Source organism: Vibrio maerlii, assembly GCF_003415655.1.
GTDB classification, from domain to species: domain Bacteria; phylum Pseudomonadota; class Gammaproteobacteria; order Enterobacterales; family Vibrionaceae; genus Vibrio; species Vibrio maerlii.
Map to the genome: position 1 here is coordinate 68,980 of NZ_QRHC01000003.1, position 21,851 is coordinate 90,830.

Genomic DNA, 21,851 nt, shown 5'->3' on the forward strand with positions numbered 1-21,851 from the left:
CACCTAATGTGCCACTTCTCAGTAAATTAATTTATTAAAAATCGTTAAAAAAGCATTACGATTTTAATAGCTTAGCGATGTGTGCTTTAAGTACGTCAATTGCGATGCGGTTCTTACCACCTCGAGGAACAATAATATCCGCATGTTGCTTAGAAGGTTCGATAAACTGCATAAACATCGGACGAACTGTTTGTTGGTATTGTTTAAGTACAGAATCCATTGTACGGCCACGCTCTTCTACGTCGCGTTTAACGCGGCGAAGTAGACAAATATCTAGTGGGGTGTCCATAAACACCGTAGCATGCATTAACTTACGAAGGCGCGGGTCAGTCAGAAGCAGGATACCTTCAAGAATGATTACCTTCTTTGGGGTCATCGTATTAGTGTTCTCTGTACGAGTATGCTCTGTGTAGCTGTACTCTGGAACTTCTACTGCTTCTCCGCGAGTCAAAGACTCCAGGTGTTCACACAGTAAGTCATGATCCATTGCGTTCGGGTGGTCATAGTTCGTTTTAACGCGCTCTTCCATGCTCAAATGAGTTTGGTCGTTGTAGTAACAATCTTCCGTAATGACACCAATTTGCTCGTCACCCACTTTAGCACGCAACTCATTGTAAATTGTGCTAGCAATTAGGCTTTTACCTGACGCTGAAGCGCCTGCGATACCTACGATGACACATTGATTATTATCAGACATTATTTTTTGCACCCGATGATGTGGTTTAGAATGGAAACCCTAAAATTATAAGGCTTACAAATCAATGTGACTAGCGCATGATGCGCATTGGTCGAAAAAACTGTTTTTTCGGTCAAAAAGCAAACAGCCCACCTTATTTAAAAACTGTGATCCCTTAACCCTTTCGAGAAACTGGTTTGGTCGACATATGAATTAAGTCACACAAAAAGTGTGGATATAAAGGCAAACTAGAGTTATGTGTCATAACCATCATGGAAGTGTATGCACGAGGCGTTCCGGAAAGTTTGTTGGAAGACGATATGGCGGTAACCCCGCCTTACCAAATATGAAAGCGAGTCATAGCACTCAAGCGACCTGACTAAATGCGGCTCAGGGGCTTTATCAGGTTGGTAAATTGTCGAACAACACTTTCAAGGAGGCACTATGCCGATTAACCGAATCCGAAACATCGCCTTTGTTGGCCAAACGGGAAGCGGTAAGACTACGCTGATCGAAAAGCTACTCCACACCTCAAACTCCACCTCTAAACTAGGTAGCGTTGAAAGCGGCACTACTGTAACGGACTTTGATGCTCAATCAATTCATTACCAACACAGTATCGAAGCTACCCCCGTCACTCTAACCTGGAAAAGACACCGACTGAATGTCATTGATACCCCAGGACAAAGTGAACTATTAGGGCGTACCTTTAGTATTTACCCTGCTGTTGAAGCAACCGCGCTCGTCATTGACCCGCTACAGCCGTTAAATCAAGTCTCCGACCGTCTTTTTGAATTTTCTAAGCAACAAAACAAATGCCAAATGATCGTAGTGAACAAGCTTGATCTAGAAACAAGCACGCTTGAGCAATTGATCGAGCAGATCAACGCTACTTTTGGTGCACATTGCCTTCCAATCAACCTACCTTCAGAAAATGGCAAAGAAGTTGTCGATTGTTACTTCACTCCTCAAATTGGTCGAGAAACACTCTTCTCCGACGTCGAAGGCGCACACGAGACATTGATTGATCAAGTCGTTGAAGTCGATGAAGATTTGATGGAACTGTACCTAGAGCAAGGCTCTGCACTCTCTCCTGAACAACTGCATGACCCATTCGAAGAGGCACTAAGAACTGGCCATATAATCCCAATCTGTTTTGTTTCCTCTGAAACAGGAGCAGGTGTCGAGCATTTACTTGATGTATTGTCGCAACTCATGCCTATGCCTAGCGAAGGCAACCCTCCGCTTCTTGTGAAAAATGGTCAGCAAGTACGTGTGGACTGTGAAAGCTTGGAGCACAGCGTAGCTCACGTTTATAAAGTTAGCGTTGACCCTTATATGGGTAAATTAGCTTACTTACGTCTGTTCCAAGGCGAAATCCACGCTGGTAGTCAACTCTATATTGGAGAAAGTAATAAAGCGTTTAAAGTTGGGCACCTGTATCAACTCCAAGGTAAAGAACGTTTAGAGATTGAAAAGGCTATGCCTGGCGATTTCTGTGTATTAGCAAAAGTTGATGAGCTGGAGTTTGACTCTATCGTTCATGACTCTCATGACGAAGATGGTGTTCAATTAAAAACACTCAATATTCCTCAATCGATGTATAGCTTAAAGCTGATGCCCAAAAAACGAGGTGACGAACAAAAGCTCGGAGAAATACTTAAACGCATTGTAAGTGAAGACCCGTCACTCAAAGTCGAACACCGAGTTCGAACCAATGAGACCATATTAAGTGGACAAGGTGAGTTCCACCTAAAAGTCGCTCTTGAGAAAATGTCTCAGACCTACAAGCTCGATGTTGAGACGTCACCACCAAGCATCGAATACTTCGAAACGATCACTAAAGCAGCGGAAGCTCGTTATCGTCACAAGAAACAAAGTGGTGGCGCAGGACAGTTCGGTGAAGTTCATCTCAGTGTTCGTCCATTAGCACGTGGCCAAGGCTTTAAGTTCATCAATAAGGTTGTCGGTGGCGCGATTCCAACCGCTTTGATCCCAGCTGTGGAGAAAGGCATTGTACAAGCCTTGGAAGAAGGAGCCATTTCAGGCAACCCAATTAAGGATATCGAAGTCACTGTATTTGATGGTAAATACCACGCAGTTGACTCTAAAGAGATCGCATTTGTGATTGCTGGTAAAAAAGCCTTCCTTGAGGCGGTAAATAGTGCGGGTCCAATTGTCTTGGAACCGATTGTACAAATGGAGCTTTTAGTACCGACTATTTCACTGGGTGATATCTCCGGGAACCTTTCAGGAAACCGAGGCGTCATCGAAGGAACCATGCCAGTGACTGCAGACATGAGCCAGCTGAGCGCTAAAGTTCCTGCTAACGAGCTACAAGACTACGCACAAACGCTACGATCAATGACTGGCGGTCAAGGCTCATTCAGTATGACCCTAAGTCACTATGAACCAGCTCCACATACTGTGCAGCAACAGGTGTGTTTGGAGCCTTGATTATCCGATGACCTTTAACCAAAAACGCAGCAAAATTTGCTGCGTTTTCTCGTATAGGTGGCTTAGATTATCCTGAGTGAGGTTATTTTACTTCAGTGAACATAATCGAATCTGGCTTCACCTTGCCCTGCCAGTACAGTTGGCTACACACACGCTCAGCGAGGTCTAGATAACGCTCTGAATGTTCGCTTTCTGGACGGGAGACAACTGTTGGTGCGCCATTATCAATATCTTCACGTAAATGGATATGCAGTGGAATCTGCCCCAACAACGATAATCCAAACTCTCGTGCCATCGCTTCTGCACCGCCTGCCCCAAAGATATGCTCTTTAGAACCACATTGGCTACAGATGTGGTAACTCATGTTCTCAACAACCCCTACAACCGGTACCGATACTTTCTCGAACATCGCAACCCCTTTGATGGCATCGGCAAGCGCTAAGTCCTGCGGAGTCGTCACAATGACCGAACCTGTTACAGGGATTTGTTGTGAAAGTGTCAACTGGATATCACCAGTACCTGGTGGCATATCAACGATGAGATAATCTAGCTCCGGCCATTCGGTTTCATTGAGCAATTGCGCTAATGCCTTTGACGCCATTGGCCCGCGCCATACAGCGGCTTCATCTTGCGCGACGAGGTAACCAATTGAGTGGGCAAAAATACCATGTGCTTGAATGGGCTGCATCCAACGATTATCCCGTACTTCAGGGCGAGCATCTTGAGTACCGAGCATTAAAGGAACGGACGGACCATAAACGTCAGCATCTAGGATGCCGACCTTGGCACCAGATTGTGCGATAGCTAACGCAAGGTTAACCGAAGTGGTCGACTTACCTACACCACCTTTTGCGGATGTCACTGCGATGATATTTTTCACACCCTTGACTTGGTTACCCGTATGGGACTCGAGTGTTTTCGGCTTAACCTTAATTTCGTATTCGAAGCGACCGAGTTGCTGTGATTCAACTTGTTGTTCTATCCAAGCCGACAAGCTTTGTTTAATGTTATGGATTGCGAATGGAAACGTTAAAGTGACGACACCTTTATCGTTCACAGCCAGAAGTTGTGACCGTTCCGCCCAGTTTGGCGCTAAGTGCGGGTGTTCGAAGCGATTAAACCAATCGCACACATCTTGCTTTGACTTGAATTGAGTCATTTCGTATCCCATAGAGTAGTTATACGGTTACCCGCTAGAGGTAACTGTGTAATAAATATATTCTAGTTTTAAGCGCATCGTAACACTCTCGTCAAAAGTCCTGAACCCCGAAAAAACTAAGGTTTTGACCCCTCTCTCACCTTGGAGTAATACTCGGCTTAAGGTACTATTAGCGCCTTATATTTTATACCTATCAACATAAGCGATTATTAAGTATGGCAAACGATCCAAGAAAACTGCTGGTAACTTGTGCCCTTCCGTACGCTAATGGTTCGATTCACCTAGGTCACATGCTTGAGCACATTCAAGCTGACATCTGGGTTCGCTACCAACGCCTACGTGGCAACACTGTAAACTTCATCTGTGCTGACGATGCTCACGGCACGCCAATCATGCTAAAAGCACAACAGATGGGTATTACACCAGAAGAGATGATCGCTGCAGTAAGCGAAGAGCACCAAAAAGACTTTGCTGGCTTCGATATTAGCTTTGATAACTACCACAGCACACACTCGGAAGAGAACCGTGAGCTAGCGTCTCACATCTACCTAGAGCTTAAAAAGAACGGCTTTATCTCTAGCCGTACTATTTCTCAGCTATTTGACCCTGAGAAGGAAATGTTCCTACCGGACCGTTTCGTAAAAGGTACTTGTCCTAAGTGTAAAGCAGAAGACCAATACGGCGATAACTGCGATAACTGTGGTGCGACGTACAGCCCAACTGAGCTAATCAACCCTCAGTCTGCTGTTTCTGGCGCAACACCAGTAATGAAAGATTCTGAGCACTTCTTCTTCGATCTACCTCAGTTCGAAAGCATGCTTCAAGAGTGGACTCGCTCTGGCTCGCTTCAATCTGAAACTGCGAACAAGATGCAGGAGTGGTTTGAATCTGGTCTGCAACAGTGGGATATCTCACGTGATGCACCATACTTCGGCTTCGAAATCCCCGGTGAGAAGAACAAATTCTTCTACGTATGGCTAGATGCACCAGTTGGCTACATGGCTTCATTCAAGAACCTATGTGACAAAACTGAAGGTCTAGACTTCGACGAGTACTGGAAAAAAGACAGCACAACTGAGCTTTACCACTTCATCGGTAAAGACATCGTGTACTTCCACTCTCTATTCTGGCCAGCAATGCTAGAAGGTTCTGGTTTCCGTAAGCCAAACAACGTATTCGTACACGGCTACGTAACGGTAAACGGTGCGAAGATGTCTAAGTCTAAGGGCACGTTCATCAAAGCAGCAACGTACCTAGATCACCTAGACCCAGAGTGTCTGCGTTACTACTACGCGGCAAAACTAAACAGCCGTATCGATGACCTAGATCTTAACCTTGAAGACTTCACTCAGCGCGTAAACGCTGACGTAGTTAACAAGATCGTTAACCTAGCATCACGTAACGCTGGCTTCATCTCTAAGCGTTTCGAAGGCAAGCTATCGGCTAACTTTGCAGAGCCTGAGCTATACAAAGAGTTCGCAGAAGCGGCTGACCGTATTGCAGAGCTTTTTGAGACTCGTGAATTTGGTCGTGCTATCCGTGAAATCACCGCACTAGCAGACAAAGCTAACCAATACGTTGATGAAAAAGCACCGTGGGTTGTAGCGAAAGAAGAAGGTAAAGACCAAGAACTGCAAGACATCTGTTCTGTTGGTATCAACCTATTCCGCGTTCTGATGACTTACCTAAAACCGGTAATGCCAGAACTAGCAGCACGCACAGAAGCATTCCTAAACCAAGAACTGACTTGGGAAGGTGTTGCAGCACCACTTGTTGACCATGAGATCACTAAGTTCAAAGCGTTATTCAACCGCATCGATCCTAAGAAGGTTGAAGCAATGATTGAAGCTTCTAAAGAAGACGCAGCAGCAGAAGTTGCAGCGAAAGAAGCGGCAGAAGCAGCAAAGAACAAAGCAAGCCAAACAGAGCTAGACAAAGAACCTATCGCAGAAGAGATTGAATTTGACGCGTTCGCAGCAGTAGACATGCGTATTGCTCGCATCATCTCATGTGAAGAAGTGCCAAAAGCAAACAAACTGCTTAAGTTCCAACTAGACATCGGTGGCGAAACTCGTCAGGTATTCTCTGGTATTAAGTCAGCTTACAAACCTGAAGAGCTAGAAGGCAAGCTAACGGTAATGGTTGCAAACCTGAAACCTCGTAAGATGAAGTTTGGTATGTCTGAAGGCATGATCCTAGCAGCCGGCCCTGGTGGCAGCGATCTATGGATTCTTGAGCCGCACGAAGGTGCACAGCCAGGTATGCGTGTAATGTAACTGCGCTAGAAAGCTAGAAAGCTAGAAAGCTAGAAAGCTAGAAAGCTAGAAAGCTAGAAAGCTAGAAAGCTAGAAAGCTAGAAAGCTATTATCCCCACGGTAGTGATACTGTGGGGATTTTTATTTATACCGACCCATCACATTCTCTGATAGAGTCGCATCACTATTTGTCATTCAACGACGCCTACTAGGACTAACCTGTGACTATCAATGAAATCTTGCGCCGTATTCAGCACGCGCTAAATCTAAAAAACGCACAAATCATCAAAGCGTTTGAACAAGCAGACACCACCGTTGCCCACGACCAAGTTGGCAACTGGCTGAAAGCTGAAGGCGAGAAATCTTTCTCTAAAATGAAAGACAAAGAACTGGCGATCTTCCTTAACGGTTTCATCAATCTTAAACGCGGCAAGAAAGAAGGCGAGCAGCCAAAACCGGAAACATCTCTAACTAACAATATGGTTTTCATGAAGCTGCGTATTGCACTGAACATGAAAGCAGAAGATGTATTGGATGTTCTTGAAGTCGTAGGTATTAGCCTAAGTAAATACGAGCTTGGTGCTTACTTCCGTAAGCCAAACAACAAGAACTACAAAGAGTGTGCTGATGAGCTACTGTGTGATTTCTTAAACGCAGTGCAGTTTAACCATCGCCCAGATTCTGTTGAGTACGATGCTCAGTAAAACCTCTTTAAATGATGAGCCTCACTTCGGTGGGGCTTGTTAGGCTCCTTGCTAATTAGCGTGATATAAATCACAAAAGCGCGCATGATTGCACCAAATTGATCCATCACGACAATCAAAAACACATTAAGCCACTGATAAATAAAGAATAAATATATTGGCACAACAATAGCTTAACCCTTAAGTAGTAATAATATAAAAGGAGTTGGCTATGTTTATATTAATCTCACTCGCACTATCTGCATTGATACTTGCTGGCATATATAAGTACTCACAGCATCATGAAGCGTCTTTAAGCCGAAAATACACACTCATTATCAAGTTACGAGAAATTGTACATCTATGCAGACAACATCGCTCTGCTGTTCACTATACCTTTCAAAACCACCAGCAAAGACCTATTGAACTCAATCACATAGAAACTCAACTAAAGAAAAAAAGCGATGAACTTATCTCAATGGCGCACTCGGACAATAAACTTCTTTACCGTGTTTACCATTCAGAGATCGAGTTGCTTTTAAGGCGTTGGGCAGATGAAGGTGTCGTGAAGAATCAAATCATGCATGGTAAAGCCATTCGTGATGGGATGTTTTTACTCGACGAGTTAATGGTGTGTTGGTTATCAGAATCACATCGAGCTGAACTCGTTGAGGATTACCATAAGAACTGGCAAACCGTCGTTGATAGCATGGACCAATTGACGAAACTGAGGGTAAGCATTCAGTATCTAGATACTGAAGCAGGCCGAGAACGCTGCAGAACAGAATGCGAATTTGTTTGCCGTAAATTAAATCAACTGGCTTTAGTCTGCCCTCTCTCTATCTCATCGCCCATGGGAAATAAAGCGGTAAGAAACCTAATTGAAATCGCAGAAAGCCCTGACTACCCGTTAACTGAAAAAGAGCTATATCAACTATCGAGTGATGTCTCGCAACTCATCTTCAATGTCTATGACCAAGTACTTTCGGATATAAGCGAATCTTTGTTCCTTCCGCTACCTAGGTTGGCATTTGCGTAAAACAGTCTTCAAGAATGAAAAAAGGGAGCCTAGGCTCCCTTTTTGTATGCTGTTGATTAAATGTCAACTTTTTCGGCTTCCATCCGTCTTTTCTTATATTCCCTATATAGTAACAAGCTCAAGGTCATTACAACCTTCGAAGTCAACCATATCATTATTAGAGAGTACCCTACACTAAGTATGAAAAGTGGTGCTAGATAGTCGAATTGTTCAACTGCAGCACGTAAAGTATACCAAGAAAATAGGTCGAATTGACACTGTCTTGACAAACTTTATATGGAACGGCCTTCTTTTTATAAAATATCACGCAACCTTGTTTGACATACTTCCACCAACAAGTCTGGTTGAAACTTAGAGATGAAGCGGTCACAACCGACCTTTTTCACCATTGCTTCATTAAAACTGCCACTCAGAGAGGTATTCAAAGTCATATACAGGTCTTGTAGATTAGGGTCGTTTCTAACTTCATTGGTCAGCTTATAACCATCCATTTCTGGCATCTCCGCATCAGTGATCATCATCAGTAGCTCTTTAGCAACGTTCAGTCCCTCTGAGCTCCACTTTTTCAATAATTGGAGAGCCTCAAGGCCATCACTACACATGATGATTTCTAAACCCAGTTGAGAGAGTGTATCTCTTACTTGGTTACGTGCCGTTGAGGAGTCGTCCACAACAAGTACCTTACGACCTTGCATCTGAGCAATAAGACGCTCATCAAGTACCCCATCACTGATGGTGACATCGTAGTCGATGATTTCTGCGAGCACCTTCTCTACATCGATGATCTCAACGATACGGTTCAAATCATTTTCTTTGATCTGAGTGATGGCTGTCAGGTAATTAGAACGTCCAGTCGTCTTTGGTGGCGGTTGGATCTCGTTCCAAGCTGTATTGACAATATTACGTACAGAACCCACAAGAAACCCCTGAACAGAGCGGTTATATTCCGTCACAATCAGGTTCTGTTCTTGATTTTCCATCTTTGATGGTGGGAATCCAATCGCAGCACGAAGGTCAATAACGGGTACAGCTTCACCACGAAGTGTCGCAACACCGGTAATATTATGGTTAGCACCAGGCAACTTGGTCAGAGGTGGAACTTTCAATACCTCTTTAACCTTAAAGACATTAATAGCGAAGATTTGTGAGCTATTTAGACTAAACAGCAAAAGCTCAAGACGGTTTTCACCCACCAGATTCGTTCGCTGGTCGACCGTATTTAAAACACCTGACATAGAATTCCCTAAAATGTCTTTCTAACTTTGCCTATTTTGACACACAACAATGAATCAACACACGCGAAAACACATAAGCAAAACAAAGTGCAGATATTTCTTACTAGACGAAGCTGCAAACCATCTTAGCCTTCAACAACCTTCATTAACAGAAGCCCATCATAGAGTGCTTGTTTAACAAGGGCAGCCCCTGGCATAGTCGCCTGCTTATAAAAGCGAGACTCTATAAGCTCAATATCTTGGTGATAAACGGATAAACTCTGTTCTTTTATACATTTTTCGATTTGCGGATATAGAACAGACTTAGCTTGGTTGATGACGCCACCAATCAAGATTGTTTCTGGGTTAAAGAGGTTAATCACAATCGCGATCGCTGAACCAAGATAACGACCTAAGCTCTCAACGACGTCAATCGCCAGCTGATCGCCTTCCGCAGCGGCAATACAAATGCTTTCAATCGTGATTTCAGAGTCTTCACTCAGGCAAGATTGCTCCCCCCTTGCGAGGCGTTCTTCTACTTGCTCGCGAATCGCTTTTGAGCTCGCAACAGTCTCCAAACAGCCTCGGTTTCCGCAATGACAAAGCTTACCGTTTGGATCAATCTGAATATGGCCCAGTTCACCAATATTACCATGGCGCCCTTGCAGTACTCGACCATCAAGAATAATCCCTGCCCCTAAGCCGTGGTGAATAGAAATAAGAACTGAGTTATCACTGTTTTGTGAGTTGCCAAATAACCTTTCAGCCAGAGCCCAAGCACGAGTATCGTTGGCAACAAATACAGGTAGCCCCGTTGATTTGTAGATCTCTGGACCGAGTGCGAGATTCTTAACGTTGTAGTGTGGCATCTGAAGCACCACACCTTGCTCTGAATTCACTAAACCAGGAAGCGTTATCGCGATACTCGTTACACGGTCAAGCTGCTCGGAATAGGTTTGGAAGAACTCTTCGATCTCGTGCAGTAGACGTGCTAACACATCATCTTGTTCGGTCTCATGGATATCGATCTTGGTATCGATCAGTACATCACCACCAAGCTCGTGTAATGCGATAGTGAGGTAGCCTCGACCAAGGCGCATTGAAAGAAACTGCCAACCAGCATGATTCGCTTGCAGGCCCACAGCAGGGCGGCCACGACTGGTCGCTTCTTGAACAACCGTCTCATGAATAAGATGAGCGTCGATCAACTCACGAGTAATTTTGGTAATACTCGCCGGGGCTAGCTCACTCAATTTCGACAAATCGATACGTGAGATCGGCCCGTAGGTGTCAATCAATTTATATACACGACCAGCATTGACCTGTTTGATTTGATCAATATGGCCCGGTTGAGCCATGTACATATTACGCTCCAGAAATTAGAAAACGGGTAATTTTTTTACTTTGCGAAGTAATTGTGAAGTGTGAGACACGATCGCCGTGACAATCGTCACGTAACTAAGGTGAGGTTTGCGGAATCGCTCATATTTTTTAGCAAAAAAAACGCATTTCGAACAAATTTAAATCGCACTTATTTTTCGAAAAGAAAAAATAATTAGCTGACTTTATGAGCAATCTTGGTTTGGGTTTGTAGATACAGGTCAACGAAACGGTTGCCAGCGTCTAAACCTAATTGATAGTCATGCATTAAATCTTCCTTTGAGCTCATTAAAGACGATGATTTCAGTTCATCACTTGGTGCTATCTGAACAATAAAAACATCATCAGGTGGTGATTCCATAAATTGTTGAGTCAGAGAATAAGTCTGGTAGTGAACCATCAGCATATCGGCGAGCGAGGAATCAAACTTATCACCTAGCAAATGGTTCAATCGATATAGCTCTCCTGCACCAAATAACCACCGTCCTCCATTGAGGCTTTTAAATTGTTCATTCAAGGTAGAAGCGGCAATGCGTGATTGTAAGAACCCTAACCAATCCATCTTCCATTGGTCTACTCGGTTCTGCCACTGAAGCTGAAGTTGATTTAAAGACTCTCTATACCACTCTACAGGCGCGATAGTCGATGGTATGTCATTACTCTCATTTGGCTCCATTTCGCACTCTAGGGGCTCTGTGCGAATGACGACGATACTTCTGGCCTCATCTCGCCAAGCTTGTTGTACAGGAATGGCAGCAGATACACCTCCATCCACAAATTGTTGCCCTTTAATATCCACTGGATTCGCATAAAGGCGAGGTATCGCGCACGAAGCGGTTAACACGTCTACCCAATTACTCTCAAAAATATTGAAATAGTGATCCTTGAGATCTCCGGTGCTGGTTGCCGCAGCCCAAGCCTTGCGGTTGCCCAAGCTACGCTTTCCCAAATCTATGTCCAGTTTGTACGGATATTGCTGGATTTTCTCCATCGCCCAGTCCATATCTAAGTACTGCTTACGACGTATATAACCGAATAAATTAAAGAATTCTGAAGAGGTAGTGAGATCAAGAATAAAGGACTTACCTAAACCATGCTGTCGGCACAGATAGGCACACAGGTTAAGTGCACCAGCAGAGGTGCCGTAGAACTCTGAGAACGGGTCAAAATTAGCGAGTAGGAAAGAATCAAGAACGCCTGAAGTGAATATCCCTCTTTGGCCGCCACCTTGGGCTACCAAAGAGGTTTTGCCTGCAATAAAACGAGCGTAGTAGTCGCTATCGAGGCAGGTTTGATTAGCAGTAACTTTACCAGTATTCACTGTAATACCTGCGGTAAAAGTGAATGAAACGATAGAAAGTTATCGATTAGGCAGCAATGGCCATGATTCCAAATGCAATCAGAATCGTAAAGATGGTAGCCGTTGTGACGAGAGAAAAACGAAGATTTGCGTCCATAAAAACTCCTTGTAGAGACAGTTCACGTTATTATTGTTTTACTATCATTATAGATAGCAAGTACGTGAAACATGTTCAAGAAACGCGCTAATAAGATACTCAAGCTTGTTGTAAGTATCACAATATAGGGAATATTTTCGTATTAAGGACGCACTATGAAGCAACCGCTGTTACCCGCTTTGATCGCCCTCGCCTTTACACCACTCACTCATGCTGAGATCTTTGTCACGCCAAGTATTGGTTACACGATTGGAGGAGAGGTTTCAGACCAATTTGACAACAACTACGACATCAAAGGAGCCGAGAGTTACGGCATAGCGCTAGAAACCACATTGAGTAATGGCCGTATCGGTTTATTCTACTCAACTCAAAGTAGCGACGTGGAAGAGATTAAGGCCTCGGTATCAACCCACTACCTTCATTTTCAGAGCAGCCTCTATTACCCACTAGAGCGAGGGTTCTCCGGTTTATTTGGCTTAGGTATTGGCGCATCTTATATCGACGCGAAATGGGTAGATGACAATGTGGGGTTCTCAGCCAGTATTTTTGGTGGCTTAGCATATAAAATCAACGACACGCTCTCATTACAAGGGCAGCTACGCTGGCTTGGAACGGTTGTAGACAACGATACAACCAGTATTTGTAACCTTCCGACTCAAGACCAATCATGCCTAATTCGATTCGATACAGACTGGATGAACCAGTTCCAAACCAATCTTGGACTCACTTACCGTTTTTAATAAGCTTTCCCGATTTAGGACTTTTAAGAAACGAATACAAACAAGCCACCATTTACGACTCAGTAAATGATAGCTTTTATACCCTTCATACTTGAAGCTGCAGTGCGGCAGCTACGATAAACTCGAATAGTGACTAGAATTGATATTTCACACCAATCGCTGCACCAATACCCAACTCCCAGCCTTTATGCATGTTTAACTCAGGTTGGATCTGTGCGTATGTATCCCAGTTATCATAGAAACTCCACTCAGCACCTAGTGGGACTCGAACACCAAAATCATCATCCCACTCACCCCAAGCACCAACACCAACATACCAATCGATAGGGTGCTGATCGCTAAGAGAGCCTCTCTTCAAGAAGTAATCCAATGCAGCGCCTTCATTGCCGATAATGATATTGAACTTATCGTCTATTTGAACGACCATACTGAGTTGCTGATCCACTGCCATACCAACAGAAAAAGATGGAGAACTATTAGTATTAGCGAGCGCAGAAAAAGAGCTAAGACCTAAAATACTTAACGCTGCTACACGAGTTAATTGAGAAAACATCAGAAATTCCTTACAAACTTATCTGCGAATATTATAGAAACTCAAAGACTCAAACTGTCATACGTCGGTCAATTAGCGATTTCCAATACTACACACATAAAAAAAGCGCCGAATAATCGGCGCTTCTTGGATTAGTTGAGATGTTCGTTTACAGGGCGATTAGCCGTTGTTGCGAATCCACTCATCCATTTCAGTTTTTAGGTTGTCAGACTTAGTACCGAAGATAGCTTGAACACCACCCGCTACTACTACAACGCCTGCAGCACCTAGTTTCTTAAGTTTGTCTTGGTCAACAACTTCTGTGTCAGCAACTGCAACACGTAGACGAGTGATACATGCGTCTAGACCAGTGATGTTTTGCTTGCCACCGAATGCTGCTACTAGTTCACCAGCCATGTCTGAACCTGCTGCTGTACCTGCTTCTTCAGTTTCGTCTTCACGACCTGGAGTCTTAAGGTCCATAGCTTTGATTACTGCACGGAATACTACGTAGTAGATTGCTGCGTATACTAGACCTAGACCAACCATTAGGAACATGTTCTGAGCGTTGCCAGATAGAACCGTAAAGTCGATTAGACCGTGTGAGAATGAAGTACCGTGTACAATACCTAGCGTGTTAGTTAGGAAGAATGCAGTACCAGCTAGTAGAGCGTGGATTGCGTATAGTACTGGAGCAACGAATAGGAACGAGAATTCGATTGGCTCAGTGATACCTGTTAGGAATGAAGTCAGTGCAGCAGACGCCATGATACCCATTACTTTCGCGCGGTTTTCTGGCTTAGCAGAGTGAGCGATAGCAATAGCAGCAGCTGGTAGACCGAACATCTTGAACATGTAACCACCCGCTAGTTGACCGAAGCCATTACCAGCAGCACGAGATGCTTCATCAGCAACTAGGTAACAAGTTAGAACACCGTTTTGAGCAACACCGTTCGCGTCAACACAAGAACCTGCTTCGAAGAAGAATGGTACGTTCCAAACGTGGTGTAGACCGAATGGGATTAGAGAACGCTCAACGATACCGTAGATACCAAATGCAACTTGTGGATTTTGTTCAGCAGCCCAGTGTGAGAATGCACCGATAGCAGAGCCGATTGGTGGCCATACGATTGAAAGTACGATACCAAGACCGATAGCTGCGAAACCAGTGATGATTGGCACAGCACGCTTACCAGCGAAGAAGCCTAGGTATTCTGGTAATTGAATTTTGTAGAAACGGTCGAATGCCCAAGCAGCAACACCACCGACTAGGATACCACCCAGTACACCAGTATCGATCTTGTCAACGCCCATAACGCCAGCCATAACGCCAAGAGTAGCCGTCATGATGCCGTAACCTACGATAGCAGCTAGACCAGCTACACCGTCGTTGTTAGTAAAGCCAAGTGCAACACCCACAGCAAATAGCAGAGCCATTTGACCGAATACTGAGCCACCAGCTTGTTCCATTAGGTTAGATACGATGTCTGGGATGAAGCCAAGATCGGCTGCACCAACACCAAGTAAAATACCTGCAACTGGAAGTACTGATACTGGTAGCATCAGAGACTTACCAACTTTTTGCAGGTTAGCAAAAAGGTTCTTAAACATGTTTATGCTCCTGAAAGATTATAAGTATTAATTTTGGAAATCGGCGGCACACCCCCGTAAGCCTTTAGTGCCGACTTCCAATGAAAACTTAAACGAAGTTAGTTATTTCATTTTCGGAGCTAAATATATATCGCGATTTCTATTCCTGCATAGTCACTTTCGAGAATTAGTTCCAAATTACTAGATCGATCACAGCCAAAATCCTTATGTAACAAAGAGCAAGTTCACATATAAACCATTGATAATAAAGTAAATGCACTCATAATACTTTAGTCTAATAGAGCAATAGCACCACAAAGATACGTTATTTTACGTAACAAAATTACATTATGCGAATAATCACGACAAAACTCGTCAGAGTAGTAATAAGTGTGATATTTGTAACCAAACATGAATACATACACAAAAAAAGGGAGCAAACGCTCCCTTTTTGAACCAAAACTAATTTATCAACGTAAAAAAAGATCTTTAAAATTCTGAGTGGTTTTTTTAGCCACATCATTGAGGGCACACCCTTTCAGTTGTGCAATATATGCAGCAACTTCAACAACATAAGCCGGCTGGTTCTCTTTGCCACGATGAGGAACTGGTGCTAAGTAAGGAGAGTCCGTCTCAATCAATAAACGCTCCAGGGGAAGTGCTCTAACCACCTCTTTAAGTTCTGTGGCCTGCCTGAATGTAACAATGCCTGAAATGGAGATGTAAAAACCAAGCTGCATTGCTTGCTCAGCAAACTCTAAATCCTCGGTAAAACAATGAATTACACCACCACACTGCTCTGCTCCCCCCTCACGCAAGATTTGTAACGTATCTTCCCGTGCGTTTCGGGTATGGATGATCAAAGGCTTATTCAACGCTACTGCCACTTCAACTTGTTGCTTAAAACGCTCTTTCTGCAACTCAGCTGTTTCTGGTTGGTAGTGATAATCTAAGCCCGTTTCACCGATAGCAACGACGCGTGGATCTTGCGCATATTGTTTGAACTTATCAAAATCAAAATAACTCTCCACATCGAGCGGGTGTACACCACAAGACGCATATACATTCTTAAAGGGTTTGATCGCCTCTAACATCGATGGAAAAGAGTCCATTGTAACGCCAACAGATAACATAGACTCAACACGAGATGACTCTGCTTTTGCAACCACATCTGCAATATTTTCATGCAGATCTTGGTAATTTAGTTTATCTAGGTGGCAATGAGAATCTACGAACATTATTTAAAACCTAATAGCCAGTCTGTCAGAAGCAGTTCCAAGTTTAGGCCTGGAAACTGTTCCAATTGATTAATCATAGTGCGTAATTTTTCTGTCTGCTTATACGCCAGTTGATAGTCTAAGTGCTTTGCTAGTTCATTAGCACCTGTCAATAAAGATTCATTTTGAAGACCGAAATGTACTTTTTGGGTATCACTCAATAGTAACCAAAGCCATTCTAATTGCTGTTGGCTGTTGTCTTTAAGTAACGAAGCAATAGCTGCAGTATCCCAACTACCGTTAGAAATAAATTCAATAAAGGTGTCTGATAGTGCTTTATAAGCTTCTATACTCCCCTCATTAATCATTGTTAACGCATTGAGTGGCGCACCATAACTGAGTTTCAATATCTCTGATGACACTTGAGCGTCTGTTTGACTCTGCAACCAACTTAAGCTCGCACCTATGTCGCAAGCTTCAAGAGACCAACGCTGGCATCGGCTCAGTATCGTTTTGAGCAGCTTATGCGGTGCACTTGATAACAAAACAAAAATACATGACGACGCCGCTTCCTCTAGAGCCTTTAGTAAGGCGTTAGCTGCAGCCTCATTCATCGTTTCAGCAGGATTGATCACGATGATCCTCTTCCCGCCAAGTTGGGATGATTCTTGTGCCCAACGGTTAGCAAGGCGAATTTGATCGACAGAGATCGATTTCTTATCTTTCTCTGGTGAGACAAGGTGTGTATCGGGATGGGTACCTGATTGCATCAATAGACACGAATGACAAAAGCCGCAGGCCTCACTTTCATAGTTTTGGCACATGGTCGCATTGCTAAATAACTCGACCAAATGATCCGCACCATAGCCGTTAAGCGAATCGACTAAAATAGCATTAGGGACGCGACCATTTTCCAGCCTCGATTGCCAGCTCTTCCACGTAGATTCTAACCAAGGGTATTTCAGGCTCATGCGTCCAACCAAGACTCTAAAGCTTGCTCGATATCAGCTCGGACTTCTGGAATTGCTTGTTCGGCATTAATCACGATGACAGACTCATCTTTTGATGCTAGCTCTAGATATTTAGCACGAGTGCGGTGGAAAAAGCTGATATCCATTTTTTCAATACGATCAAGCTCTCCTCGGCCCCGTGCACGCTCTAGTCCTACGACAGGGTCAATATCTAAATAAAGCGTTAGATCCGGTTTAAAGTCACCTAGCGTCGTGTTCTTCAAGCTTTGCATAGTTTCTGCAGCGATTTCACGACCGCCACCTTGGTAAGCTTGTGAAGACATGTCATGGCGGTCACCGACAACCCATTGCCCTTTATCAAGCGCTGGCTTGATCACATTCTCAACCAACTGCACTCGAGCTGCGTACATCAGTAACAGCTCAGTCATGTCTTGTAGCACTTCACCTTCGTGTTCTTCTTTAACCAATGCACGCATTTTCTCTGCTAGTGTAGTACCGCCAGGCTCGCGCGTGTTAGTAATTGATTCAATACCAGCTTCGGCAAGCTTATCCAATACGGCTTGAATTGCAGTGCTCTTACCCGCTCCCTCAAGGCCTTCGACAACGATGAATTTGGCTTTATCTGTGTTCATTACTGATTCTTATATGTTTTTGATTTTTATGCTTAGGCAGCTTAGGTCACTAAGCTGCTAGCCTTATTTATATACTGCGACAGTTATATACTGCGATAGTTATATACTGCGACAGTTATATACTGCGATAGTTATATACTGCGACAGTTATTTATTGCGATTTGTTTATTCGTAGCTGCTTTAGATAAGCGCGTACTGCTCTGTTGTGCTCGGTAAGCGACTTTGAGAACACGTGCCCACCTTTACCACTTGCAACAAAGTATAGATATTTACTTGCTTCAGGATTTACTGCTGCGTGAATGGATGCAGGCCCAGCCATTGCAATCGGTGTTGGAGGTAATCCATTCATAGTATATGTGTTGTATGGCGTTGGTGTACGCAAGTCTTTCTTGCGAATGTTGCCATCGTAGCTATCGCCCATACCATAGATCACGGTTGGATCGGTTTGCAGGCGCATACCAATGTTCAAACGGTTAATAAATACGGAAGATACTCGCTCACGTTCGCTATCAATAGCAGTTTCTTTCTCGATAATAGAGGCAAGAATTAGCGCTTCGTACTCATTTTTAAGAGGTAATTTATCCTGACGTTTGTCCCAAGCTTCATTCACCACTTCGTTTAACTTACGGTGAGCGCGTTTTAGGATATCAAGGTCTGAAGTCCCTTTAGTAAAGTGGTAAGTTTCTGCAAGGAACAAGCCTTCGAGCTTATCTCTTTCAATACCTAATCTTTGAGCAATCTCTTTCTCACTGACGCCGTCTAAGGTGTGGACTACATCTTTAGACTCTGCAAACTGGAGCATCCACTCAGAAAAGCGGCTTCCTTCGATAAAGGTGATAGAAAACTGATGCTCTTTGCCTTCAACAAGGTAGGCTAACACTTGACGGAGAGATTGACTCGGCTGAACTTGGAAGGTGCCGACTTTTAACGAGGTTAACTCTGGTGCTAGACGTGAAGCTAATTTGCTAAAAGAGTTTTCCTCGATCAACTCCTGCTGTTCGAGTGAATTCAAAAAGCTTCTGAAATGCATGCCCGGCTCGACCGTCATCAAGGTCTCTTGTTCGATCTGAACCGGTTGGTCTAGATAAGCATTGGTTTGTTGATAAGCATAAAAAGCAAGGGCTGCAGAGATAAGCAGCCCTAACACAAATAGAATTCCAATTTTCTTTAGCACTGGAAGTATCTCTCCTGATATTGGCGGCTCATTGGGCCGCGTCTGAACTGGTATTGACCGACTTTTATCACTGGAGCAACACCAAGAATACTGTTTGAAATAAAAACTTCATCGGCATTGGCTAGGTGGTCTAAATCAAACTTACCAATCACCGCTTTATGACCAAGCTGCTCTGCATCTTGGATTATCAGACGCCTAACAATACCAGAAACACCGCAATCTTCTAGGCTTGGTGTGTAAATGGTTTTGTCCTTACACCAAAACAGATTGGCCATAGTGGTTTCAACAACATGATCGTGTATGTCGAGAACGACTCCATCGACCAAACCTACTCTATCCATTTCAGCTTTAAGTAATATCTGCTCTAAGCGGTTGTTGTGTTTATGCCCCGCTAACATAGGATTAATTCCTAACTTAGCTTCACATAAACCAAGCTCAATACCTTGAGATTGTATCGAATGATAATGCTGAGGATAATCGAAAGCACTGATGGTGATATCGGGGTTCATTACACCACTAGGGCTATAACCACGACCGCCACTGCCGCGTGAGATATGCAGCTTTAAACCTGACAGAGGGGCATCAATCGCAGCCTTTGAGAGCCATTGAATCACCTCTGCCCAGCAAGGGACAGGTATGCCCAGTACCTTTAAACACGCTTCCATACGTTCAATATGAAAGGTTAACCATTGTGGTTCGGCCGCCTTTACCAAGATAGTGGTAAAACAACCGTCACCATATTGAAACGAACGGTCTGTGAGTGAAATGCTATCCGCTTGAGTTCCATTCAGCCAATACATGCCTGTCTCCCTGTTTTCCGTTACCGAAAAAATAAAAACGGCTTAATGCTAAGCATCAAGCCGTTTTAAAACAAGTTAAAGTAATAAGAATTTACTTATTAACTGATTCGATTTTTAACCTTGGTAACGCTTAAAGATAAGCGAGCCGTTCGTACCACCGAAGCCGAAAGAGTTACATAGTGCATATTCCATGTTTTCTACTTTACGCGCTGTATGTGGAACTAGGTCTACATCAATCTCTTCTTCTTGGTTGTCTAGGTTGATTGTAGGTGGAACCATTTGATCAACCAGTGACATCGCAGTGATGATTGCTTCAACAGAACCTGCAGCACCTAAAAGATGCCCCGTCATCGACTTAGTCGAAGAAACAAGTACTTGCTTAGAGCCTTCTTCACCTAGTGCACGTTTGATGCCTTTAATTTCTGCAACGTCACCAGCAGGAGTTGATGTGCCGTGTGCGTTTACATAGCCAATCTGCTCACCGGTCAGGCCAGCGTCACGCATTGCTGCTTCCATCGCTAGTGCGCCACCAGAACCATCGACACTTGGTGAAGTCATGTGGTAAGCGTCACCAGACATACCAAAGCCAACGAGCTCACAGTAAATCTTCGCACCACGTGCTTTAGCGTGCTCGTACTCTTCCAGAACCATGATGCCTGCGCCATCGCCTAGAACAAAACCGTCGCGGTCTTTGTCCCATGGACGAGAGGCTTTTTGAGGCTCATCATTACGAGTAGATAGCGCTTTAGCCGCTCCAAAACCAGCCATACCAAGTGGCGTAGATGCTTTCTCCGCACCACCTGCAACCATTGCATCTGCATCACCGTATGCAATCATACGAGCAGCATGGCCAATATTGTGAAGACCAGTAGTACACGCTGTAGAGATAGCGATGTTTGGACCACGTAGACCTTTCATAATAGACATGTGACCAGCAATCATGTTCACGATAGTAGACGGAACAAAGAAAGGGCTCACTTTACGAGGGCCTTTCTCAACAAGTGCTGAGTGGCCAGTCTCAATAAGATCTAATCCGCCAATACCAGAGCCGATCGCTACACCGATTCGTGCAGCATTCTCGTCTGAAACTTCTAGACCAGAATCGTTAAATGCTTGAATGCCTGCTGCGATACCGTATTGGATAAATAAATCCATTTTACGTGCATCTTTTTTAGACATGTACTCTTCGCAGTTGAAGTCTTTAACAAGACCTGCGAAACGAGTTGTAAAATTGGTTGTATCAAAGTGCTCGATATCAACGATACCACTTTGACCTTCTAGCAGGGCTTTCCAAGAAGACTCAACTGTGTTGCCCACAGGCGACAACATACCCATACCAGTGACAACTACACGACGCTTGGACACGATCATATTCTCCGGATTTGAAACTTTTGAGGGGGATTGGATGACTATTTAAAAATTCGTCTATCGGATAAAAAACTCAGGCGGTCAAGGTGACCGCCTGGGAGAGATAATTACTGAGCGCTAGTTACGTAGTCGATAGCAGCTTGAACAGTAGTGATCTTCTCAGCTTCTTCGTCTGGAATCTCAGTATCGAATTCTTCTTCTAGAGCCATTACTAGCTCAACTGTGTCTAGTGAGTCAGCACCTAGATCGTCAACAAAAGAAGCTTCGTTCTTAACTTCTGCTTCGTCTACACCTAGCTGTTCAACAATGATTTTTTTTACGCGTTCTTCGAGGTTGCTCATTTTTTCTTTTCCTTTACAGATGTCGCTTAAATGCGATGATTCCGTAGTTTATTCAAACTATTAAAAGTTGCAAGGGGCTCCTTGCTGGTCAAACCACAATTTGCGCGATTTTAACCGAAATTCAGTACATTTTTGACTGAAGTCATGCACAAATGTTGCGCATGTC

At 43.9% G+C, this 21,851-nt stretch carries 20 protein-coding genes; 5 read left to right on the forward strand and 15 right to left on the reverse strand.

The genetic code is table 11. The features are described from left to right. Window positions 1–55: 55 nt before the first annotated feature. A complete protein-coding gene (udk, locus tag DPF91_RS04570; protein ID WP_117233271.1) occupies window positions 56–697 on the reverse strand; it encodes a uridine kinase in 642 nt (213 codons plus the stop codon). 423 nt (window positions 698–1,120) lie between these two features. Here udk and fusA point away from each other — a divergent pair, with 423 nt between their 5' ends. Next, a complete protein-coding gene (gene fusA / locus DPF91_RS04575) occupies window positions 1,121–3,133 on the forward strand; it encodes an elongation factor G (RefSeq protein ID WP_117233272.1) in 2,013 nt (670 codons plus the stop codon). An 82-nt stretch (window positions 3,134–3,215) separates the two neighbouring features. Here fusA and apbC read toward each other — a convergent pair whose 3' ends face one another. Continuing rightward, complete coding sequence (gene apbC / locus DPF91_RS04580; protein WP_117233273.1) at window positions 3,216–4,292, reverse strand: iron-sulfur cluster carrier protein ApbC; 1,077 nt, start codon at window positions 4,290–4,292, stop codon at window positions 3,216–3,218. A 215-nt stretch (window positions 4,293–4,507) separates the two neighbouring features. Between apbC and metG the strand changes: the two genes are divergently transcribed. The 3 genes from metG (at window position 4,508) to DPF91_RS04595 (ending at window position 8,269) form a co-directional block, all read left to right on the forward strand. Next, window positions 4,508–6,568: a methionine--tRNA ligase gene (gene metG / locus DPF91_RS04585; RefSeq protein ID WP_117233274.1), complete on the forward strand. Its 2,061-nt coding sequence runs from the start codon at window positions 4,508–4,510 to the stop codon at window positions 6,566–6,568. Between the two features lie 200 nt (window positions 6,569–6,768). Further along, a complete protein-coding gene (locus tag DPF91_RS04590) occupies window positions 6,769–7,251 on the forward strand; it encodes a YehS family protein (RefSeq protein ID WP_117233275.1) in 483 nt (160 codons plus the stop codon). A gap of 211 nt (window positions 7,252–7,462) precedes the next feature. Then, entirely contained in the window at window positions 7,463–8,269 is an 807-nt protein-coding gene (locus DPF91_RS04595; protein ID WP_117233276.1) for a hypothetical protein, read from the forward strand. 293 nt (window positions 8,270–8,562) lie between these two features. Here DPF91_RS04595 and DPF91_RS04600 read toward each other — a convergent pair whose 3' ends face one another. From DPF91_RS04600 to cydH, 4 genes are all read right to left on the reverse strand, one after another. Further along, window positions 8,563–9,504 carry a chemotaxis protein CheV gene (locus DPF91_RS04600; RefSeq protein WP_117233277.1) on the reverse strand — a complete coding sequence of 314 codons (942 nt, stop codon included), beginning with the start codon at window positions 9,502–9,504 and terminating at the stop codon, window positions 8,563–8,565. Between the two features lie 125 nt (window positions 9,505–9,629). Further along, a complete protein-coding gene (mlc, locus tag DPF91_RS04605) occupies window positions 9,630–10,847 on the reverse strand; it encodes a sugar metabolism global transcriptional regulator Mlc (RefSeq protein ID WP_117233278.1) in 1,218 nt (405 codons plus the stop codon). Between the two features lie 191 nt (window positions 10,848–11,038). Further along, on the reverse strand, window positions 11,039–12,184 hold the full coding sequence (locus DPF91_RS04610) for a patatin-like phospholipase family protein (RefSeq protein WP_117233279.1): 1,146 nt from the start codon (window positions 12,182–12,184) through the stop codon (window positions 11,039–11,041). A gap of 46 nt (window positions 12,185–12,230) precedes the next feature. After that, complete coding sequence (gene cydH / locus DPF91_RS04615) at window positions 12,231–12,320, reverse strand: cytochrome bd-I oxidase subunit CydH (RefSeq protein ID WP_117233280.1); 90 nt, start codon at window positions 12,318–12,320, stop codon at window positions 12,231–12,233. 155 nt (window positions 12,321–12,475) lie between these two features. Here cydH and DPF91_RS04620 point away from each other — a divergent pair, with 155 nt between their 5' ends. Next, the gene (locus tag DPF91_RS04620; RefSeq protein WP_117233281.1) at window positions 12,476–13,060 is read left to right on the forward strand and encodes a porin family protein; all 585 of its coding nucleotides are present in this window, start codon (window positions 12,476–12,478) and stop codon (window positions 13,058–13,060) included. A gap of 133 nt (window positions 13,061–13,193) precedes the next feature. Here DPF91_RS04620 and DPF91_RS04625 read toward each other — a convergent pair whose 3' ends face one another. The 9 genes from DPF91_RS04625 to acpP all read right to left on the reverse strand — a co-directional run bounded on the left by DPF91_RS04625 (window position 13,194) and on the right by acpP (window position 21,685). Then, a complete protein-coding gene (locus tag DPF91_RS04625) occupies window positions 13,194–13,613 on the reverse strand; it encodes a hypothetical protein (RefSeq protein WP_117233282.1) in 420 nt (139 codons plus the stop codon). A 159-nt stretch (window positions 13,614–13,772) separates the two neighbouring features. Further along, window positions 13,773–15,203: a PTS glucose transporter subunit IIBC gene (gene ptsG, locus DPF91_RS04630; RefSeq protein ID WP_117233283.1), complete on the reverse strand. Its 1,431-nt coding sequence runs from the start codon at window positions 15,201–15,203 to the stop codon at window positions 13,773–13,775. Between the two features lie 449 nt (window positions 15,204–15,652). Further along, window positions 15,653–16,420 carry a TatD family hydrolase gene (locus DPF91_RS04635; protein WP_117233284.1) on the reverse strand — a complete coding sequence of 256 codons (768 nt, stop codon included), beginning with the start codon at window positions 16,418–16,420 and terminating at the stop codon, window positions 15,653–15,655. After that, complete coding sequence (gene holB, locus DPF91_RS04640) at window positions 16,420–17,370, reverse strand: DNA polymerase III subunit delta' (protein WP_117233285.1); 951 nt, start codon at window positions 17,368–17,370, stop codon at window positions 16,420–16,422. The genes DPF91_RS04635 and holB overlap by 1 nt, the downstream gene beginning before the upstream one ends. Continuing rightward, window positions 17,367–18,002 (reverse strand): dTMP kinase, encoded by a 636-nt coding sequence (tmk, locus tag DPF91_RS04645; RefSeq protein WP_117233286.1) that lies wholly within the window; start codon window positions 18,000–18,002, stop codon window positions 17,367–17,369. The genes holB and tmk overlap by 4 nt, the downstream gene beginning before the upstream one ends. A gap of 151 nt (window positions 18,003–18,153) precedes the next feature. After that, window positions 18,154–19,176, reverse strand: coding sequence for an endolytic transglycosylase MltG (gene mltG / locus DPF91_RS04650; protein WP_117233287.1), 1,023 nt, complete (start codon window positions 19,174–19,176; stop codon window positions 18,154–18,156). Next, a complete protein-coding gene (gene pabC, locus DPF91_RS04655) occupies window positions 19,170–19,976 on the reverse strand; it encodes an aminodeoxychorismate lyase (RefSeq protein ID WP_117233288.1) in 807 nt (268 codons plus the stop codon). Before pabC ends, mltG begins: the two co-directional genes overlap by 7 nt. Before the next feature lie 114 nt (window positions 19,977–20,090). Further along, window positions 20,091–21,341, reverse strand: a complete 1,251-nt coding sequence (gene fabF / locus DPF91_RS04660) for a beta-ketoacyl-ACP synthase II (protein ID WP_117233781.1) — start codon at window positions 21,339–21,341, stop codon at window positions 20,091–20,093. Window positions 21,342–21,451: 110 nt separating this feature from the next. Then, window positions 21,452–21,685: an acyl carrier protein gene (gene acpP / locus DPF91_RS04665; RefSeq protein ID WP_004737381.1), complete on the reverse strand. Its 234-nt coding sequence runs from the start codon at window positions 21,683–21,685 to the stop codon at window positions 21,452–21,454. Window positions 21,686–21,851 lie beyond the last annotated feature (166 nt).

Excerpts from the sequence above, each read along its gene's own strand:
- udk (WP_117233271.1), bottom strand. The coding sequence starts at position 697 with ATGTCTGATAATAATCAATGTGTCATCGTAGGTATCGCAGGCGCTTCA.
- fusA (WP_117233272.1), top strand. The coding sequence starts at position 1,121 with ATGCCGATTAACCGAATCCGAAACATCGCCTTTGTTGGCCAAACGGGA.
- apbC (WP_117233273.1), bottom strand. The coding sequence starts at position 4,292 with ATGACTCAATTCAAGTCAAAGCAAGATGTGTGCGATTGGTTTAATCGC.
- metG (WP_117233274.1), top strand. The coding sequence starts at position 4,508 with ATGGCAAACGATCCAAGAAAACTGCTGGTAACTTGTGCCCTTCCGTAC.
- DPF91_RS04595 (WP_117233276.1), top strand. The coding sequence starts at position 7,463 with ATGTTTATATTAATCTCACTCGCACTATCTGCATTGATACTTGCTGGC.
- DPF91_RS04600 (WP_117233277.1), bottom strand. The coding sequence starts at position 9,504 with ATGTCAGGTGTTTTAAATACGGTCGACCAGCGAACGAATCTGGTGGGT.
- mlc (WP_117233278.1), bottom strand. The coding sequence starts at position 10,847 with ATGTACATGGCTCAACCGGGCCATATTGATCAAATCAAACAGGTCAAT.
- cydH (WP_117233280.1), bottom strand. The coding sequence starts at position 12,320 with ATGGACGCAAATCTTCGTTTTTCTCTCGTCACAACGGCTACCATCTTT.
- DPF91_RS04620 (WP_117233281.1), top strand. The coding sequence starts at position 12,476 with ATGAAGCAACCGCTGTTACCCGCTTTGATCGCCCTCGCCTTTACACCA.
- DPF91_RS04625 (WP_117233282.1), bottom strand. The coding sequence starts at position 13,613 with ATGTTTTCTCAATTAACTCGTGTAGCAGCGTTAAGTATTTTAGGTCTT.
- ptsG (WP_117233283.1), bottom strand. The coding sequence starts at position 15,203 with ATGTTTAAGAACCTTTTTGCTAACCTGCAAAAAGTTGGTAAGTCTCTG.
- DPF91_RS04635 (WP_117233284.1), bottom strand. The coding sequence starts at position 16,420 with ATGTTCGTAGATTCTCATTGCCACCTAGATAAACTAAATTACCAAGAT.
- holB (WP_117233285.1), bottom strand. The coding sequence starts at position 17,370 with ATGAGCCTGAAATACCCTTGGTTAGAATCTACGTGGAAGAGCTGGCAA.
- tmk (WP_117233286.1), bottom strand. The coding sequence starts at position 18,002 with ATGAACACAGATAAAGCCAAATTCATCGTTGTCGAAGGCCTTGAGGGA.
- pabC (WP_117233288.1), bottom strand. The coding sequence starts at position 19,976 with ATGTATTGGCTGAATGGAACTCAAGCGGATAGCATTTCACTCACAGAC.
- acpP (WP_004737381.1), bottom strand. The coding sequence starts at position 21,685 with ATGAGCAACCTCGAAGAACGCGTAAAAAAAATCATTGTTGAACAGCTA.